This is a genomic window from Microbacterium sp. NPDC056736 (assembly GCF_042790415.1).
GTDB lineage: Bacteria > Actinomycetota > Actinomycetes > Actinomycetales > Microbacteriaceae > Microbacterium.
This window is the reverse complement of sequence record NZ_JBHTZE010000001.1, coordinates 769,042-785,454: the sequence shown is the minus strand read 5'-3', so window position 1 is coordinate 785,454 and position 16,413 is coordinate 769,042. Positions and strand designations below refer to the sequence as shown.

Annotated in this window: 14 protein-coding genes; 6 read left to right on the top strand and 8 right to left on the bottom strand. The window is 73.3% G+C overall.

The genetic code is table 11. The features are described 5' to 3' along the window. Nucleotides 1-42: 42 nt before the first annotated feature. The 3 genes from ACFRAL_RS03585 to ACFRAL_RS03575 are packed head-to-tail and all read left to right on the top strand — an operon-like array spanning nt 43 to nt 3,370. Nucleotides 43-1,185 carry a glycosyltransferase family 4 protein gene (locus ACFRAL_RS03585; protein ID WP_336393769.1) on the top strand — a complete coding sequence of 381 codons (1,143 nt, stop codon included), beginning with the start codon at nt 43-45 and terminating at the stop codon, nt 1,183-1,185. Next, nucleotides 1,182-2,258: a glycosyltransferase family 4 protein gene (locus ACFRAL_RS03580; protein WP_378879805.1), complete on the top strand. Its 1,077-nt coding sequence runs from the start codon at nt 1,182-1,184 to the stop codon at nt 2,256-2,258. The genes ACFRAL_RS03585 and ACFRAL_RS03580 overlap by 4 nt, the downstream gene beginning before the upstream one ends. Next, nucleotides 2,255-3,370, top strand: coding sequence for a glycosyltransferase (locus ACFRAL_RS03575; protein ID WP_378879802.1), 1,116 nt, complete (start codon nt 2,255-2,257; stop codon nt 3,368-3,370). The genes ACFRAL_RS03580 and ACFRAL_RS03575 overlap by 4 nt, the downstream gene beginning before the upstream one ends. A 22-nt stretch (nt 3,371-3,392) precedes the next feature. Here the strand turns inward: ACFRAL_RS03575 and ACFRAL_RS03570 are convergent, their stop codons facing one another. Together ACFRAL_RS03570 and ACFRAL_RS03565 are read right to left on the bottom strand one after the other, a co-directional pair. Next, a complete protein-coding gene (locus ACFRAL_RS03570; protein WP_378879800.1) occupies nt 3,393-4,535 on the bottom strand; it encodes a glycosyltransferase family 4 protein in 1,143 nt (380 codons plus the stop codon). A 154-nt stretch (nt 4,536-4,689) separates the two neighbouring features. After that, the gene (locus tag ACFRAL_RS03565; RefSeq protein WP_336393773.1) at nt 4,690-5,304 is read right to left on the bottom strand and encodes a hypothetical protein; all 615 of its coding nucleotides are present in this window, start codon (nt 5,302-5,304) and stop codon (nt 4,690-4,692) included. Between the two features lie 300 nt (nt 5,305-5,604). Between ACFRAL_RS03565 and ACFRAL_RS03560 the strand changes: the two genes are divergently transcribed. Next, nucleotides 5,605-7,416: an ABC transporter ATP-binding protein gene (locus tag ACFRAL_RS03560; RefSeq protein WP_378879796.1), complete on the top strand. Its 1,812-nt coding sequence runs from the start codon at nt 5,605-5,607 to the stop codon at nt 7,414-7,416. Nucleotides 7,417-7,419: 3 nt separating this feature from the next. Here ACFRAL_RS03560 and ACFRAL_RS03555 read toward each other — a convergent pair whose 3' ends face one another. Both ACFRAL_RS03555 and ACFRAL_RS03550 read right to left on the bottom strand, forming a co-directional pair. Further along, entirely contained in the window at nt 7,420-8,271 is an 852-nt protein-coding gene (locus ACFRAL_RS03555) for a hypothetical protein (protein WP_378879794.1), read from the bottom strand. After that, nucleotides 8,268-9,221, bottom strand: a complete 954-nt coding sequence (locus ACFRAL_RS03550) for a glycosyltransferase family 2 protein (RefSeq protein ID WP_378879792.1) — start codon at nt 9,219-9,221, stop codon at nt 8,268-8,270. Before ACFRAL_RS03550 ends, ACFRAL_RS03555 begins: the two co-directional genes overlap by 4 nt. A 166-nt stretch (nt 9,222-9,387) precedes the next feature. Between ACFRAL_RS03550 and ACFRAL_RS03545 the strand changes: the two genes are divergently transcribed. Both ACFRAL_RS03545 and ACFRAL_RS03540 read left to right on the top strand, forming a co-directional pair. Then, on the top strand, nt 9,388-10,401 hold the full coding sequence (locus ACFRAL_RS03545; RefSeq protein WP_378879789.1) for a glycosyltransferase: 1,014 nt from the start codon (nt 9,388-9,390) through the stop codon (nt 10,399-10,401). Nucleotides 10,402-10,409: 8 nt separating this feature from the next. Further along, nucleotides 10,410-11,240 carry a hypothetical protein gene (locus tag ACFRAL_RS03540; protein WP_378879786.1) on the top strand — a complete coding sequence of 277 codons (831 nt, stop codon included), beginning with the start codon at nt 10,410-10,412 and terminating at the stop codon, nt 11,238-11,240. A 6-nt stretch (nt 11,241-11,246) separates the two neighbouring features. On the opposite strand, the gene ACFRAL_RS03535 is transcribed toward ACFRAL_RS03540, so the two are convergent. Genes ACFRAL_RS03535 through ACFRAL_RS03520 form a run of 4 tightly spaced genes read right to left on the bottom strand, consistent with a single transcriptional unit; the run spans nt 11,247 to nt 16,339 of the window. Next, entirely contained in the window at nt 11,247-12,137 is an 891-nt protein-coding gene (locus tag ACFRAL_RS03535) for a polysaccharide pyruvyl transferase family protein (protein WP_336393779.1), read from the bottom strand. Continuing rightward, entirely contained in the window at nt 12,134-13,300 is a 1,167-nt protein-coding gene (locus tag ACFRAL_RS03530; RefSeq protein ID WP_378879784.1) for a glycosyltransferase family 4 protein, read from the bottom strand. Before ACFRAL_RS03530 ends, ACFRAL_RS03535 begins: the two co-directional genes overlap by 4 nt. Before the next feature lie 8 nt (nt 13,301-13,308). Further along, nucleotides 13,309-14,973 (bottom strand): polysaccharide biosynthesis tyrosine autokinase, encoded by a 1,665-nt coding sequence (locus tag ACFRAL_RS03525; RefSeq protein ID WP_336393781.1) that lies wholly within the window; start codon nt 14,971-14,973, stop codon nt 13,309-13,311. Beyond that, a complete protein-coding gene (locus ACFRAL_RS03520; protein WP_378879781.1) occupies nt 14,960-16,339 on the bottom strand; it encodes an O-antigen ligase family protein in 1,380 nt (459 codons plus the stop codon). The genes ACFRAL_RS03525 and ACFRAL_RS03520 overlap by 14 nt, the downstream gene beginning before the upstream one ends. Nucleotides 16,340-16,413: the final 74 nt, after the last annotated feature.

Sequence of the window (16,413 nt, the reverse complement as noted above, 5' to 3'; positions counted from 1 at the left end):
CCGCGACGTCGCACGGCGCGGGGGCCGTCGGTACAGTGAAGCGTGGTCCACATCGTCCAGCTCGCGCCCTTCATCGGGCCGGGAGCGGGCGTTCCGGGGGTCGCTCACAATCTCGACCGCCAGTTCCGGACGCTCGGCCATCAGGTCGAGAGCTTCACGTTCGCCACCGCCCGCCGCGGCAGACCGGATCCGTTCCGCGCCCGGGGGCGCTGGAGCGCTCGGGCGCTGCAGTCGTGGCGCACGCTCTGGTTCAGCACGGTCGGCACCCGCAGGGCGCGGGCGTTCCTCGCCGCGCGCCCCGACGCCGTCTCGCTCTGCCACAGCAAGGTGGTCGCGGGCGACGTCTACGTCAACCACGGCATCCTGCTCGCCGCCATGCACGCCCACGGATCGGGGATCGGCGGCTTCGTGCGCGACCCCACCCACCTGTTCAGCTTCGTCCGCGACCGCGCGCGGCTGCGCTCGGACACCCATCGCGTGGTCGTGTGCCTGACCGAGGACGAGGTCTCGACCCTCACCCGCACGTTCGGGCGGGTGCGCCCCCGCACCGTCGTGATCCCCAACGGCGTGGATCTGGAGCGGTTCCGTCCGCCGACCCCGCAGGAGCGCCGGGCCGCCCGCGAGCGGCTCCGGCTGGACGCCGAGCACCGTGTGGCGCTGTTCGTCGGGCACGAGTTCGAGCGCAAGGGCCTCCGGCTGGCGATGGAGGCGCTCGTGCACGCCACGACCGTGCTGCTGCTCGTCGTCGGCGGCACCCGCTCGATGGTCGCGCGGGCCCAGCGCGAGGCGGACGAGCTGGGGGTGGCCGACCGCGTTCTGCTGCTCGGCCAGCAGTCCAACCTCGCGCCGTACCTCGCCGCCGCGGATCTGTTCGTGCTCCCCAGCTCGTACGAGTCGAGCGGCCTGGTGTTCCTCGAGGCGCTCGCCAGCGGCCTGCCGGTCGTCGCGACACGCGTGGGGATCGCGCCCGAAGTCGTCGAGGACGGCCGAAACGGCTGGCTCGTCGACCGGGATCCGCTCGAACTCGCGCGGCGGCTGGAGCAGGTGGCCGCCGCCGAGCCGGGGAGCTTCACGGCGGCCGCCCGCCGCAGTGCCGAGCCGTTCGGCTGGCGCGCGATCGCGGAGCGGTACGTCGCACTGCTCGAGGACGTGCGCGCCGAGCGGGATGCCGAGGCGGCGCGATGACCGACCGCCCGCTGCAGATCCTCCACGTGGTGCGCACCCGCAGCTTCGCCGGCGTGGAGCAGTTCGTGCGGCGCCTCGCGATCGCCCAGGCCGGCGCCGGGCATCGCGTCGCGGTGATCGGGGGCGACCCCGCGCAGATGGCCCTCGCGCTGCACGCCGCGGGCGTCGGCTTCACGGCGTCGGGAAGCGGCATCCGCGACATCCTCCTCATCCGCCGCAGCGCGCGGGGCGCCGATGTCGTCGCGACGCACATGACCGCGGCGGATGCCGCCGCCGCGACAGCCCTCCTCGGCCGGGATGCTGCCCTCGTCGCGACCCGCCACTTCACGCGGCGACGCGGCAGTCGCGCCCCCCGGCCGGTGTATCCGGCGATCGAACGCCGCATCGACGCCGAGATCGCGATCAGCGAGGCCGTCGCGCGCTCGATCGGGATCCCGAGCACCGTGGTGCACTCGGGTGTCGCGGATGTCGCGTCGCCGGCTGACGCCACGCGATCCCGCACGGTCCTCATGGCGCAGCGGCTGCAGCCCGAGAAGCGCACGCGGATCGGCCTCGCGGCCTTCGCCGCGTCGGGCCTGGCGGACGACGGGTGGCGCCTGCAGATCGCCGGCGCGGGACCGGAGCTGGCGCTGCTCGAGGAGGATGCGGCGTCGCTCGGCGTGGACGGTGCGGTCGACCTCCTGGGATTCCGGGACGACGTCGCACAGCTCTATCGGCGGGCCGGGCTGTTCCTGGCCCCCTGTCCGGTCGAAGGCCTCGGGCTGTCACTGCTGGAGGCGATGGCGACGGGGCTTCCCGCGGTGGCCGCGGACGCGGGCGGGCATTCCGAGATCCTCGCAGGTCTCGATCCGCGCGCGCTGTTCCCGCCGGACGACATCGCCGCCGCGGCGCGGTCGCTGCGTGACCTCGCCGACGACGAGGCCGCGCGGGCGGCCTTGGGTGCCGCCGGACGCGAGCGGCAGCGCGCCGAGTTCTCGATCGGCGCGCAGCTCTCCGGCACGGATGCCGTGTACCGTCGCGCGATCGCCGCGCGGCGGGGCGGCGGCGACGCGGAGCGGCGGCAGCGCCGATGACCGACCTCGTGGTGGTGTCGCTGGAAGCATGGGACGAGGTGTGGCGCCGCAACCAGCACCTGGTCTCGCGCCTGCTCGACGGTGACCCCGCACTGCGCGTGCTGTTCGTCGAGCCGCCCGCGGATCCCCTCCACGACCTCGCGTCGCGGCGCCGGCCCTCGCGCCCGTTCGGCCCCCGCGCGGCCGGCTACGACGGGCGCCTGCTGCGCGTGCGACCTCTGAAGGCGCTGCCGCGACGACTGGACCGGCGCGCCGATCAGCGCCTCGCGCGCACCGTGCACCGGGCCGCCGGGAAGGCGGGGATGCGGCGCCCGCTGCTGTGGCTCAACGATCCGCGCGCCGCCGACCTCGCCCGGGCGACCGGCTGGCCGACGCTCTACGACCTGACCGACGACTGGCTGGCCGCCGACCGGCCGGGGGCGGAGCTGGACCGCATCCGCCGCGGCGAGGAGTGGCTGCTGCGCAACGCCGCCGCGGTCGTCGCGTGCTCGGAGGAGCTGGTGCGACGCAAGGCATCGGCACGGGTCGGCATCGACCTCATCCCGAACGCCGTCGACGTCGCCGCCTACCGCGTGCCGCGGCCGCGACCGAGCGACCTCCCGGCCGTCGCTGCGGTCTACGTCGGCACGCTCCACCGCGACCGGCTCGACCTCGACGTGTGCGTGGCGACCGCGCGACTCGTCGCTGGCCGCGGCAGCGTCGTGCTGGTCGGCCCCGACGCCCTGGAGCCGTCCGACGCCGCACGGCTGCGCGCCGCCGGTGTGCTGCTCCTCGGCCCGCGCCGGCGGGAGGACGTCGTCGCCTATCTGCAGCACGCCGACGTGCTGCTGGTGCCGCACGTCGTCAGCCCGTTCACCGACAGCCTCGACCCCATCAAGCTGTACGAGTACGCGGCGGTCGGCCGCCCGGTCGTCGCCACGCCGGTGGCCGGGTTCCGGGATGCCGCCGATCCGCGGGTGCGGCTGGCGGAGGCATCCGCCTTCCCGTCCGCGGTCGCGTCGCTGATGCCCGCGACGAGCCGGTTCCCCGACGGGGCGGAGGGGGATGCCCCGGATTGGGACGACCGCGCTGCGGCCATGCGCGCCGTGATCGACCGGATGCCGCCGCGCTGACGCCCGGTCGGCTGCGACGCCGTCAGATCTGATCGAGCACGGCCTCCAGCTGCCGCCACGACCACGACCAGTCGCGCTCCTCGGCGCGCGCGCGCGCCGCCTCGGCCAACGCCGCCCGCCGCGCGTCGTCGCCGATCAGCCCGCGCAGCGCGTCGGCGAGCGCCGCCGGATCGTCGGGCGGGACGAGGATCCCGGCATTCCCCATCGCCTCGGGGATGCCGCCGATGCGGCTGGCGATGACCGGCAGACCCGTCGCGAGCGCCTCACCGACCGTGAGCGGCGACGGGTCGGGCCAGCGGGACGGGACCACGAAGACGTCCGCGGTGCGCAGCAGGGCGGGAAGCTCCGCGCGGGGCACGAAGGTCTGGAAGCGCACCGCGGCGGCGGACGCCTCGGCGAGCCGGCGGAGCTCCCGCTCGTGGTCGCTGAGCGGGGCATCCGCCGCGAACCCCGGTCGTCCGACGATCACCACCTCGAGGCCCGCGGCGTCCAGCCGCTGCACCGCCTGCAGGAGGACGTCGGCGCCCTTGTCGGGGATCACGCGGCCCATGAACATGACGCGGACAGCCCCCTCGTGCCGGACTCCGTCGGGCTGGAACTGCGCCGTGTCGACGCCGTTGCCGATGACGTGGACGAGCCCGTGCAGCGCGCGAGGCAGACGCTCGCGGGTACGGTCGGCGAGCGACTCGCTCACGCACACGATCGCCGCGGCGGAGCCCAGCATCCGCCCCGCCTCACGGCGCGAGTACGTGCGCAGCAGGTCGTTGTGCGCGTAGAGCACCACCCGGTGCGGCGTGTCGCGCAGCAGCCGCACGAGGATGGGGGCGTTGTGCGCGAGGACGACCGACGCCGGCTGCGCCCCCACGGCGTCGGCGATCGGTCGGTAGTACGCGGCGACAGCGGTGCGCGGCATCCCGAGGCGTCCGCGCAGCGCATCCGCGTACCGCGCGCGGCGGTCGGGGGCGCGCGCGCCGGTGTACTCGATCACATACGCGCTGTCGTAGCGCGGATGCCACGTCGAGCGGTCCACGACGACCCGGTGTCGCGGCGCGCCGGCCTGCAGCGCCGCGCCGGCCAGCCCGTGCACCACCGTCGGGATGGCCGACCCGGTCAGCGGCGAGAAGTGGTCGCCGGGGGTGATGGCGTGGATCAGGCTGCGTTCCACTGCAATCCTCCGGGCCGGTCGAAGAGCGACCACTCGAGCGTAGCGGGGCCGTTCCCGGCAGCCCGCCTGATGCGACCGTGCGGGGCTGTCGTGCGGAAACGGCTGAGGCGCCGGGAACGAGTCCCGGCGCCTCAGGCGCTGTCGTGACTGAGCCTTACGCGGGCTCGTAGAACGGCGGCGTGCAGGTCGGCGCGCCGGTCGGGAACGGGATCCGCGACGAGCACGGCGGGAACGCGTCGATGTGCACGGGGCCGGCGACGACCGGAGTGTGGTCGTTGTCGGTGAGCGTGCAGGTGCCGCCCGTCGTGTCGACGGAGTGTCCCCACGTGACCGTCAGGGTGACGTCTTCCTCGGTGTTCGCGCTGTTGTTCGAGTTCGCGTACACGAAGATCGTCACCGTGGCGCCACCCGCGATCGGCGAGCAGTACGCCGGCGAGATGCAGCGGACGTCGAAATCGAGGTCGCCCACGGTCGTGATCTCGACATCGGTGATGTAGATGATCTGATCGTCGGTGTTGGTGATCTGGATCGGGAAGGCGTACGCCTTGTCGGTGTCTAGTCCGGGACAGTTGGCGTAGACGCCGGCACAGCCCTGGTTGCTGGCACCGGGCAGCTTGCACGCCTGTCCGATCACGACGTCGGGCGGCGAGCCCGAGATCGCGAAGGCCGGAGCCGGTGCGGCGATGGCGATGGCGGGAACCGCCCACGCCATGGCCTTGGTCACGGTCCGGCGGCTGACGCCGGACTTCTGCGGTTCGAGTTCGTCCATGTTCCCCAGTCCCTCCCAGAGCTGGTGCCGCCGGATTCCGACGTCGATATTCCCCTATTTATGGCGAGGCCCTGGGCCCCCCCAGCACCAGGCTTATCCCTTCCGGCGACGGACAGACCCCATCTCCTCGCGGAAGGCGATGGGGGGATCGTATCGCATCATCCCGTTCCGCGCACACCCCATACCAGGTCATGACGCGAATTGCGCCTGCCCCACGCCGTGGCGGCCCGAGCCTGCGCCCGGTGCGCCCGGATAGGATGCGGAAGGCCTGCGATCCGAGCGCGCAGGCGGAAGGTCGTCATGACAGCCCCCGAGCCTCCCACCCGGCTGCTGCCGCAGCTGCGCTCGCTGCTGGAGCTCGCCGACGCGCGCCCGGCCGGCTGGGCGGCATCCACCGTCGGTGCATCCCTCGTCCTCGCGGTCCTCGACAGCCTCGGGATCGCGGCGATGATCCCGCTCACCCAGCTCATCGCCGGAGCCGACACCGACACCGGCGCACTGGGCTGGATCTCGGGGGTGACGGGCATGTCGACGCCGCAGGAGCTCATCCCTCTCGTCGCCGGCGCCGTCGCCGTCCTCTTCATCGGCAAGAGCGTCGCGGCGCTCCTGTTCCGCTGGTGGCTGCTCGGGCGCACGACGCGCGTCTCCGCGACGCTCTCGCGCGGGATGTTCCGGCGGTACGTGCTCGCCCCGTACGCCGACCATCGCACCCGGCGCCTCAGCGAGGTGTACCGCAACATCTCCACCAGCACGGCACAGGCCACGGGCGTGCTGCTGGCCACCATCAGCATGTGCACGGATCTGATGATGCTCATCGCCATCACCGCCGTGCTGGCGTGGACCGCGCCGGTCGTGACGATCGTGACCGTCGTGATCTTCGGGGGGTTCGTCGTCGGACTGCAGCGGATCTTCCGCAAGCGCCAATCGCAGCTCGGCGAAGTCACCAGCGAGGCGGCCCTCGAGGCCTGGCAGTACCTGATGCCGGGACTCGACGGATTCCGCGAGGCGCGGCTCACGTCGAGCTCGGAGCGGTTCGTGGACGGCTTCTACCAGGCGCGTCTGCGAGGCGCGAACGCCAGTCGCACGATGGGCATCCTCGGCGAAGCGCCCCGCTACGTGCTCGAGATCGGCTTCGTGGTGATGATCGGCGGCGTCTCCCTCGTGCTCTTCGCCACAGGAGAGCCGGGCGATGCCCTGACGGTCCTCGGCGTCTTCGCGGCCGCGGCGGTCCGTGCCCTGCCCACCCTGAACCGCGTCAGCTCCAACATGGCGACGATCCGCACCGGCCACGTGGGACTCGAGATCGTCCTGAACTCCACGGCCGAGCTCGACCAGCGCGGCGCCCACGTCGAGACGCCGATCGACGACACTCCCTACCGGGGCGACATCGAGCTGCGGAACCTCTCCTTCCGTTACGCGGACTCCGCCACCGACGTGCTCACCGACCTGTCGCTGACGATCCGCGAGAACGCGACGACCGCCTTCGTCGGATCCAGCGGCGCCGGCAAGAGCACGCTCCTCGACCTGGTGCTGGCCCTGCAGGACCCCACGTCGGGCACCATCGAGTGCGGCGGGCGCTCGATCTTCGCCGACCGCGCCGCGTGGTACGCCGGTCTCGGCGTCGTGCCGCAGGACGTCTTCCTGGTCAACGACACGATGCGGTCGAACATCGCGTTCGGTGTCCCGGCCGATCGCATCGACGACGAGCGCATCGCCGAGGTCATCCGGATGGCGCAGCTCGGCGAGCTCATCGACACCCTCCCCGACGGCCTCGACACGGTCGTCGGTGAACGCGGTGTCCGCCTCTCCGGCGGCCAGCGCCAGCGCCTCGGGCTCGCGCGCGCGCTGTACCGCCGCCCGCGGGTGCTGGTGCTCGACGAGGCGACCTCCGCGCTCGACAACGCCACCGAGTACGAGATCGCGGAGACCCTCCGAGGCCTTCAGGGCAGCATGACGATCCTCATCGTCGCGCACCGGCTCTCCACTGTCCGGGGCGCCGACACGCTCGTCTTCCTCAAGGACGGCCACATCGAAGCCACCGGCACCTTCACCGAGGTGCGAGACGCCAGCACCGAGTTCGCCCGGCTGGTGGCGCTCGGCGAGCTGAACTGACGCCTACGGGTCGAGGCGCGCGAACGCCGGCAGCGAGGCCACCCGGTACCGCTCGAACGGCTTGCGCGCGAACGGCGCGGCCGCCGCGGTGAGGAACGGATGCCGCATCCGCCGCCGCCAGCGACCCAGCTCGCCGTCCCAGTCGCGGTCCCGCGCATGACCGGAGACGGTGCGCTTCTCTGCCATCTGGGCCTCGGTGCGCACCCAGCTCAAATGCAGGATCGACTGATCGCGGCGGATCACCCGGTGGACGGGCGTCGTCGCCGGGCGCGCGGGATCGGTGTTCCACGGCGCCACGTCGACGCGGTACACCGGCACCCCCGCCGCCTGGCGGGCATGGCTCAACGTGGTTCCGGCCCGCACCGCGACGGGGCCCGGGTAGCTCGACTGCGTCGACCAGAATCGACCGCACGTCTCCAGGAAGCGCCCCGACCGGGCGCGGGCGTAGAGCACGCGTGCGGGATACTCCACGGCCGACGCGGCGCGCCCGTCGGCCGTCTCGATCGCGGCGAGGAACGCGCCCGGGTCGGCGACGATCTCATCGGTGTCGAGCTGCAGCACCCAGTCGGCCCCCTCGGACGCGGCATCCAGCGCATCCTGCCGCTGCGCGGTCTCGGCCCACATCGCCATGAGCTCGGGGTTGCTGAAGCGGCCGGGGCGCAGGACGACCTTGCCGTCCGGGTCGGCGGCGGCGATGCGCGACAGCGACTCGGCGGTGGAGAGCGGATGCCCCGACCACGACAGGCCGTCCGCGTCGTACGAGACGACGATCCGGTCGACGAGCCCGTAGAACGAGCCGATGCTCTCGCCGATCCACGCGGGATCGCCGGCGAGCACGTACGCGTGGATCTTCACGATGCCCGCGTCTGGGCGCGCACGGCGCCCACGCTCGCCACGAGGCCGGCGACGGTGCCGCCGATCCCGATCGCGGCGCGGCGGCATCCTCCCGCGACGCCCTTGAGCTTCGCGCGCCAGCCCGGCCGCTTCAGCGCGGTCACGGCGCTGCGCAGGTCGCGACCCGCGGCGCGGAGCGCGGTGCCGAGATAGCGGCGGAAGACGGGGGCGCGGTAGCCGAGCGTCGTAGCCAGCAGCACCACGTGGTTGCGGGCGCCGTAGTACCGGTAGCGGGAGTCGAAGCGCACGCCCTTGGCGTACTGCCCGGCGACGTGCCGCACGACCGCGCGAGGTGCGAACACGACGCGCCACCCGGCGCGCCCCAGCCGCAGCGGCATGTCGGCGTCCTCGCGCAGGCAGGTGCCGGGATAGAAGTCGTGCACACCGCCGACCTTGCGTGCGGCATCCAGCCGGTAGGACATGTTCGCGCCCAGCATGTGATCCGTCTCGACGACCCGGCCGGGATCCGCGGCGAAGAAGCCCGTCAGCCGGCCGTCGGGCAGCAGGAGTCCGATCTGGCCGATGCCCTCCTCGGCCTCGTCGGGCTGCCCGTTCAGGGCACGCCCGCCCACCGCTGCGACCGTCGGGTCGTCGTAGGGGCGCAGGAGCTCCTCGAGCCACTCCGGGAAGGCGTACGCGTCATCGTCGATGAAGGCCACGACGTCGGCATCCACGCCGTCGATGCCGATCGCGCGCGACGTCGCGAGCGTGCCGGCGCCGTGGTCGTTGCGGCGGTACTCGACGCCCTCGAAGTCGGCGACCACTGCCCGCGTGAGCTCGTCGGGCGAGGCGTCCACGACGATCGTCCGCGCGGGCTTCACGGTCTGAGCGGCCAGATGCTCCAGGCACGTGCGCACGTGGTCGGGTCGCCGGTAGGTGGCGACGACGACCACCGCTCGCAGGTCTGTCATTCGGCGATCTTCCCAACGCGGTCCGAGGCGACCTGATCGCCGCCGAGCACCCATTCAACTAGATTCGTGGGCGGATGCGCACCGTCCGCGTCCCCCGATCCTCCGGAGGCACCGCATCGCATCGCATCGACGCCTGAGCATCGCCACCATCGCGACCGACGCGCCGATGGGCGCGCAGGTGTACCAGGAGCAGGTGGCCGGGCGCGCACAGGCCGCGTTGGATGCCACCGCGGACGTACCCTGGGCCGTCCGGCGCGTCATCGTGCGATCCCTGCGGTCACCGCTCGCGGGGACGCGCCGGCTCCCGCTCGCCCGGGTGACCCGCGCCGACCCCCGCGTGCGCCGCGCGATCGGCCGCTTGCTCTTCGGCGCGGACGACGTCACCCACCGGATGAACCTCGAGCTCCCGCCTGCGCCGGGCGCCGACGTCGTCACGCTGCACGACGTGGTGGCCTGGCGGTTCCCCGACGAGTCCGCCCCGGTGCCGGCCGCTCCCGAGGAGCTGCGACGGGCGGCCGCGGTCATCTGCGTCTCGGCGTTCACGGCGCAGGAGGCGCACGACCTGCTCGGCCTGTCGGACGTCCACGTCATCCCGAACGGGGTCGACGAGCGCTTCTTCGACGCCGTGCCGTTGACGGCGGGCGAGCTGACCGCGCTGGGACTGCCCGAACGGTTCGTGCTCCACGCCGGGGGCGCCGCGCAGCGCAAGAACCTCGATGCCCTCGCGGCCGCGTGGCCTGCCGTGCGGCGGGAGCGGCCGGGACTGAGCCTGGTCCTCAGCGGGCCGCCGCACCCGCGGCGCAGCGCCCTGTTCGCGGGACTCCAGGGCACGGTCCTGGCGGGGCGCCTGGCCGACGCTGTCATGCCCCGCGTCCTGGCGAGCGCGCAGGCCGTCGTCGTCCCGTCCACGTACGAGGGGTTCGGGCTTCCCGCCCTCGAGGCGATGGCCGCCCGCGTTCCGGTCGTGGCCGCGGCGACCAGCTCGCTTCCCGAGGTCGTCGGCGACGGCGGTCTGCTGGTGGCGCCGCAGGGGCCGGCCATCGCCGACGGGCTCCTCGCAGTGACCTCGGGCGACGCCGACGTCGAGCGCATGGTCGAGGTCGCACGCGCCCGGGCCGCCGACTTCACGTGGGAGCGCTGCGTCGCCGCCCATGCCCGGGTGTGGGCCCGCGTGGGCTGAGGCATCCGATGCTCGCATTCATCACCTCGCTGCGGCACCCACGCAACAGCGCCGATTACGCCCGCGTGGAGGCGCTCCTCGCCGAGACGCTCGCATCGGTGTCGCGCCAGACCGCCCCGTACAGCGTCTGGGTGGTCGGCAACCGGCGACCGACGCGGCTGGCACCGGACGTGCACTGGGTGCAGGTCGACTTCGAGGCCCCCAGCACCCTCGGCGGGCCGCGCACCGGAGTCGCGGCGGTGCTGCGCGACAAGGGCTCCAAGCTCGCCGCCGGACTGCTCGCCGCCCGCGAGAGCTCGCCCGATCACGTGATGTTCCTCGATGCGGACGACCTCGTCTCGCGACGCCTCGCCCAGCTCTCGGCGGAGCAGCCGGATGCCCCCGGGTGGCGGATCGAGCACGGGTACCGCTGGGCCGCCGACCGCGGGGCCCTCCGCCGTCAGCCCGACTTCCACCGCCACTGCGGCAGCGGCTGCGTGGTCCGCACCGATCTGTACGATCTGCCGCGCGACCTGGACGCGGGGGCGTCGCAGGCGCAGCTCGAGGACCGGCTGGGCGACCGTCTCGAGCGGTGGTTCGGATCGCACCTGCATGTCGCCGACGACCTCGCCGCGGCGGGTCACCCGCTCGCGCCGGTTCCGTTCGCGGGCGCGCTGTACCGGGTCGGCACGGGCGAGAACCACTCCGGCGTCTCGCTCGGCGGGCTCGGCCGCCCCGTCTCGAAGCGACTCGCGGCGGAGTTCGGCATCGCGGCGACCCCACCCCGCCTCGGTCCGGTCGCTCGTGCGGTGCTGCCCAGCCGGCGCGCCGTCGTGGAGCGTCTCCCCTGGCGACGCTGAGCGGCGTCAGCCGGAGAGCAGCGCACCCAGCGGGAAGCGGCGCAGCCCCGGCACCTCGTCGTCGAGCCGCCCGATCGCGCGCACCAGGCCGTCAGCGAGGTGCGTCACCGTCTCGGCATCGGCCGACCATGCGGCTCCGGCCAGCTCGGCGGGTGCCATGGCGTCGTCCCAGGCGACCTGCCGCGTGCGGCCGGGCGTCACCACCGACTCGTAGTCGCGGAACTTGAAGTCTCCGCCGCCGAGGGGCGGGTCGAGGGTCGTCCACACCGCGGGGATGCCGAAGGCGTCCGCGGTCACCAGGCCGTGCAGCGACGTCGTGACGACGACCCGGCACGCCGCGATCTCCCGCACCGTGCGGCGGGCGCTCTGATGCACGTTCACGACGCGCGAGCCGGGGGTCGCGGCCGCCACGGCGGCGAACCCCGCGTGGGAGCGATGATGGCCGTGCGGCACGAAGCCCACGTCCCATCGGGGCGCCGGTCGCCGTGTGCGGCGCGACACCAGCAGCCCGGGGTCGCCGAAAGCGGTCTCGCCGGTGGCGCCGATCAGGTCGCGGGTGAGCGCGCCGCGCACCGCCAGCACGCGCGCGTGCGGCAGCGCATGCGGCGCGTCGCTCATCAGCCCGCTTCCCCACACCACGCCATCGAACTCGGGCGGGAGGAACTCCAGGACGCTTCCGACGCCGGCGAGACGCGCGTGCTGCGGCATCCGATGCACGGGCACCACGCCGTAGGCGGGAAGGAGCCACGGCGTGAGGTCGTCGCCGAAGTTCGGGTGGCCGTCCCACCAGTACGCCGGCACGACGCGGCCGTGCCGCCACACCTCCGGGACGAGGGCCGCCTGCGCCAGCCGCCGCGCCGCGCGCAGGCGCCGCGGCCAAGGATCGTGATAGCTCACCGCTGGGCTCCCGTCTTCGCGTCGACGATCTCGTCGAACAGCGCGGCGTAGGCGCGAGCCACCGCCGGCCACGCGAACTCGCCCACGCGCTCGTGGCCCGCCGCCGCCAGACGCGTCCGCAGCGCCTCGTCGGCGACCACGCGCCGCAGCGCGCCGGCAAGCTCGGCCCGGTCGAGCGGATCGACCAGCAGCGCATCCCGCTCGTCGTGGACGAACTCGACGGCGCCGCCGCGACTCGTCATCACCAGCGCGGTGCCGGCACGCCAGGCCTCCAGCGCCACGATTCCGAACGACTCGGCGCGGCTCGGCACCACGACCGCCAGCGCGCCGGCCATGCTCTGCGCCACCGCCGCGGGGTCGAGCGCTCCGAGCAGCGTCACCCGGTCGGCGACCCCGCGCGCCGCCGCAAGAGCGACGAGGTCACCGCGCTCCGGCCCGTCGCCGCCGATGATCAGCCGGACGGCGGGGTCGAGGCCCGCATCGGCGAAGGCCTCGATGAGCAGGTCGAAGCCCTTCATCCGGCCCAGGCGTCCGACCCCGAGCAGGTACGCACCGCTGAGCGGCTGCCGTCCCGACGCGGGCGGGAGCGGGTCGACGCCGTTGCGCACGATCCGGCCGTCCAGCCGGCCCAGTCCGTAGTGGCGCCGGAGATCGTCGAGCACGTAGTCCGACGGCGCCGTGACCGACGCCGCCTCCCCGATCGCCCGGCGCAGTCCGTCGCGCAGCTGGCGGGAACGCTGGAACGCCCCGCGATCGTCGGCGAGCGTCTCGCCGTGCGAGGTCACCACCAGCGGGGTCCCCGTCCTGCGGGCCAGCCGGGCACCGTACAGCCCGTTCGGCCCGAAGCACTGGATGTTCAGGAGGTCGGGGCGGAAGGCGCGGTGCGCCCCGGCCCACGCCCGGCGCGCGGCCCCGCCCTCGCGGGCGAAGCGCGCCATGGCGGCGACGGAGCGCGCGGGCAGCGGCGTCGGCAGGTGGCGGATGCGGATGCCGTCCCGGTCGACCACGCCCAGAGCCTCACCGCGATCCACGGTCCAGACCTCCGCCGTCCACCCGCTGTCGCGCAGCGCCCGCGCCACGCGATCGACGTGCGTCTCGACACCCCCGACGTACGGCGCGAACGACGACGAGATCAGCGCGACTCGGCGGGCGGCTCGCGGCATCGAGCCGGTCAGCTCCGCCCCGCGCGACGGCGCGGCTCGCCCTGCGGGGTCCCGTCGATCCCGGCGATGAACGACTCGAAGTCCTGGTTCGCCGTGTCGGCGGAGGCCGGGGAGGAGGCATCCCCCTCACCCGCGGACGCCGCCGGTGCGGCGGACTTGGCGGCTGCCGACCGCTTCTTGGACGCCGGGCGCGCCGGACCGGCCTCGGCGGCCGGCGTCTCGGCGGCGGGCGCAGCCGTCGCAGCGGGCTCGGCCGATGTGGCATCCGTCCCGCCCCGCGAGCGGGTGCCGTCGTAGCCCTTGCGGTAGTCGTAGTACGGCGACGCGTCGGCGCCCTTGAGCGGCGCGCGGTTGAGCACGATGCCCAGCAGTCGACCGGACGCCTTGGCGAGGGCGTCCTCGGCCCTGGTGACGAGGTCGTACGTCGTCTTCCCGAGCCCGACGACGAGGATCGCGCCGTCCGCCTGGTGGGCCAGCACCGCGCTGTCGGTGACGGGGAGCAGCGGCGGGGCGTCGACGATGACCATGGCGTGCTGGGCGAGGTCGTTCAGGACCGTGCGCATCTTCGCCGAGCCGAGCACCTCGCTGGGGTTCGGCGGAACGCTGCCCGCGGTGAGCACGACGAGGTTCTCGGAGACCGGCGTGCGGTGCATCACGTCGATGAGGTCCGCGCGGCCGGCGAGCACGTCGGTGAGCCCGGCGCCGTCGGGCAGCCCGAAGGTCTTCGCCACGGTCGAGCGCCGCAGGTCGCCGTCGACGAGCACGACGGGCCGCCCGCTCTCGGCGAGCGCCACCGCGATGTTCGCCGCGACCATCGACTTGCCATCGCCCGGCAGCGGGCTGGTCACGACGATCGTGCGGGGCGGATCGTCGACGTCCATGAACTGCAGGTTGGTCCGCAGCGACCGGAACGCCTCCGACACCGCGAACTGGGTGCCCTTCGCGTTCGGCTCGGCGCGCGCGACGATGCGCGACTCACGGGTGAGGCCGTCGGCGATCGGGATCGTGCCGACCACCGGCGCGCCCACGCGCGCCTCGATGTCGTCGTTGATGCGGATCCTGCGGTCCGACACGGTACGCACGAGCGCGAACGCCACGCCGAACCCGAAGCCGAGCACGCCGCCCACGACCAGCGCGGTGTTCACGTCGGGGAAGATCGGGCTCGTCGGCTTGCCGGCTGCTTCGTAGGCGACCACCGTCACGGCGGAGGAGCCGTCCGACCCGTCGCCGAGCACGTCGTCGGCGACGACGGCGAGGGAGCCGATCCACGCGGACGCCAGCTCGCTGGCCTCGTCGGGGGTGGCGGCCTGCGCGTTCACCTTGAGGATCGAGGTGCTGGTCGGGTTGGTCACCGTGATCCGGTTGATCACCGCGGCCGGAGTGGTGCTCAGTCCCAGCTCGTCGATCGCACCCTGGGCCACGCGCTCGGATTGCGCGAGGTCCAGGAACGTCGGCACCTTGGCGCGCGCCGCGGAGTCCTCCGCGACGGAGATGGTCGTGGTCGATCCGCCCTCGATGGCCACGGTCGTCTTCAGCAGGCCGCTCGCCGACCCCTCGTAGACGGGAGTCTGGATGAGCGTCCAGGCGTACCCCGTGCCGAGACCGATCAGGGTGATGAGCACGATCGCGAGCCAATGGCGCCGCAATCCGCGCATGTAGTCACGCAGTTCCATCGGCGCCTTCCCCCCACGTCTTCCCGGTCCGAGCGGGCACCGCCTGCCGGCCGCTCGGACGGATGCTCCATGCTAAGTCATCCGCCCGTCTGGCGTCCGACCCTTCTGAGGCGAGCAGCGCCTGCGCCCCGAGACAGATCCCGGCGACCACGAAGGGCACCGACACCTGAGCCGCCACCCAGAAGAGGTCGAACTGCGCCTGCACGATACGACTGAGCACCGCGGCGACCGCGAGCGTGCCGAAGACGGGATCCACCCGCCAGAGCACGACGATGAACCCCGCCCACATCACCAGGAACGCCAGGAGCCCGACCACGCCCGCGGAGGCGACCACCTCCAGCTCGGCCTGCGGCGGCTGGAAGAGCGCCCACTCGTGGACGTACCAGTAGCGAAGGCCGTGTCCGAAGATCGGCGAGTGCTTCCACAGCGCGTAGACCTGCTGCATCCACTCGATCCGCACGTAGAACGAGTTGAACCGGTTCCCCGTCTCGATCTGGTCGATGACCATCGAGACCACGAACCACACGGCCGGCAGCACGAGCAGCAGGATCAGCCGCGAGCGCCGCGAGGCGCCACGCCGCAGCGTCACGACGAGGACGGCGACGACCAGCCCGATGATCGCCTGCCGGGACTGGGTGAGGACGACCGCGGTCGTGAGCGTCCAGAACGCCAGCCGCGCCGCGCCGTCGGACCAGCCCGCCCAGCGCGGGTTCACCAGCGCCACCACCGCGCCGATCGCCAGGAGGTCGCCCGCGGCGTTCTTGTGCATCGGCAGCGGCCACTTGGGCGCGATTCCCACGAACTGTCCCTGCGCGAATGTGAGGACGGCCGTGACGAGCACGCCGACGGCCACCACGAGCATCGCGCCGATCAGCAGCCCGAAGGCGGCGTGTGCGAGCCCGGCTCTGCCCAGTGCCCATCCCACGAGCAGTGCGCCCGAGATGAGCAGCCACGCGTGGAACCACTCCACCGTGTTCTGCGGGAACGGGTTGACGATCACCGTCAGCAGCGTCGCGAACTGGTAGACGAGGTTCAGCGCGAGGAGCTGCTTCATGGGCCGGCTCAGCGGATAGGTCCCGAACAGCACCGCCGAGCCGAACGCCGCTGCCAGCGCCACGTCGGACACCGTCAGATCGGTCCCGCCGAGTCCGACGCGCTGCACGACGATGAGGCCCGGCGTGGCCAGCAGCGCGATCGCGAGCGGGAGCCGGGGCATGAGCGAGACGCCGATCACCAGCAGACCGATGATCACGGCCGAGATCACGCCGTCGCGCAGGCCTCGATCGAGCACCAGGTAGCTGCTGAGCGCCGCTCCGAAGGCGAGCAGGACGAACCGCCACGCCGCCGGCCACCAGCGGCCGAGCATGTCGCGGATTCGTTGCGTGCGCTCCGAAACCTGGACCACGGTCCTCCCGATCGTCGATTCAGTATCGCACTCGA

Excerpts from the sequence above, each read along its gene's own strand:
- ACFRAL_RS03575 (WP_378879802.1), top strand. The coding sequence starts at position 2,255 with ATGACCGACCTCGTGGTGGTGTCGCTGGAAGCATGGGACGAGGTGTGG.
- ACFRAL_RS03550 (WP_378879792.1), bottom strand. The coding sequence starts at position 9,221 with ATGACAGACCTGCGAGCGGTGGTCGTCGTCGCCACCTACCGGCGACCC.
- ACFRAL_RS03530 (WP_378879784.1), bottom strand. The coding sequence starts at position 13,300 with ATGCCGCGAGCCGCCCGCCGAGTCGCGCTGATCTCGTCGTCGTTCGCG.
- ACFRAL_RS03520 (WP_378879781.1), bottom strand. The coding sequence starts at position 16,339 with ATGCTCGGCCGCTGGTGGCCGGCGGCGTGGCGGTTCGTCCTGCTCGCC.
- ACFRAL_RS03540 (WP_378879786.1), top strand. The coding sequence starts at position 10,410 with ATGCTCGCATTCATCACCTCGCTGCGGCACCCACGCAACAGCGCCGAT.
- ACFRAL_RS03565 (WP_336393773.1), bottom strand. The coding sequence starts at position 5,304 with ATGGACGAACTCGAACCGCAGAAGTCCGGCGTCAGCCGCCGGACCGTG.
- ACFRAL_RS03580 (WP_378879805.1), top strand. The coding sequence starts at position 1,182 with ATGACCGACCGCCCGCTGCAGATCCTCCACGTGGTGCGCACCCGCAGC.
- ACFRAL_RS03560 (WP_378879796.1), top strand. The coding sequence starts at position 5,605 with ATGACAGCCCCCGAGCCTCCCACCCGGCTGCTGCCGCAGCTGCGCTCG.
- ACFRAL_RS03525 (WP_336393781.1), bottom strand. The coding sequence starts at position 14,973 with ATGGAACTGCGTGACTACATGCGCGGATTGCGGCGCCATTGGCTCGCG.
- ACFRAL_RS03545 (WP_378879789.1), top strand. The coding sequence starts at position 9,388 with ATGGGCGCGCAGGTGTACCAGGAGCAGGTGGCCGGGCGCGCACAGGCC.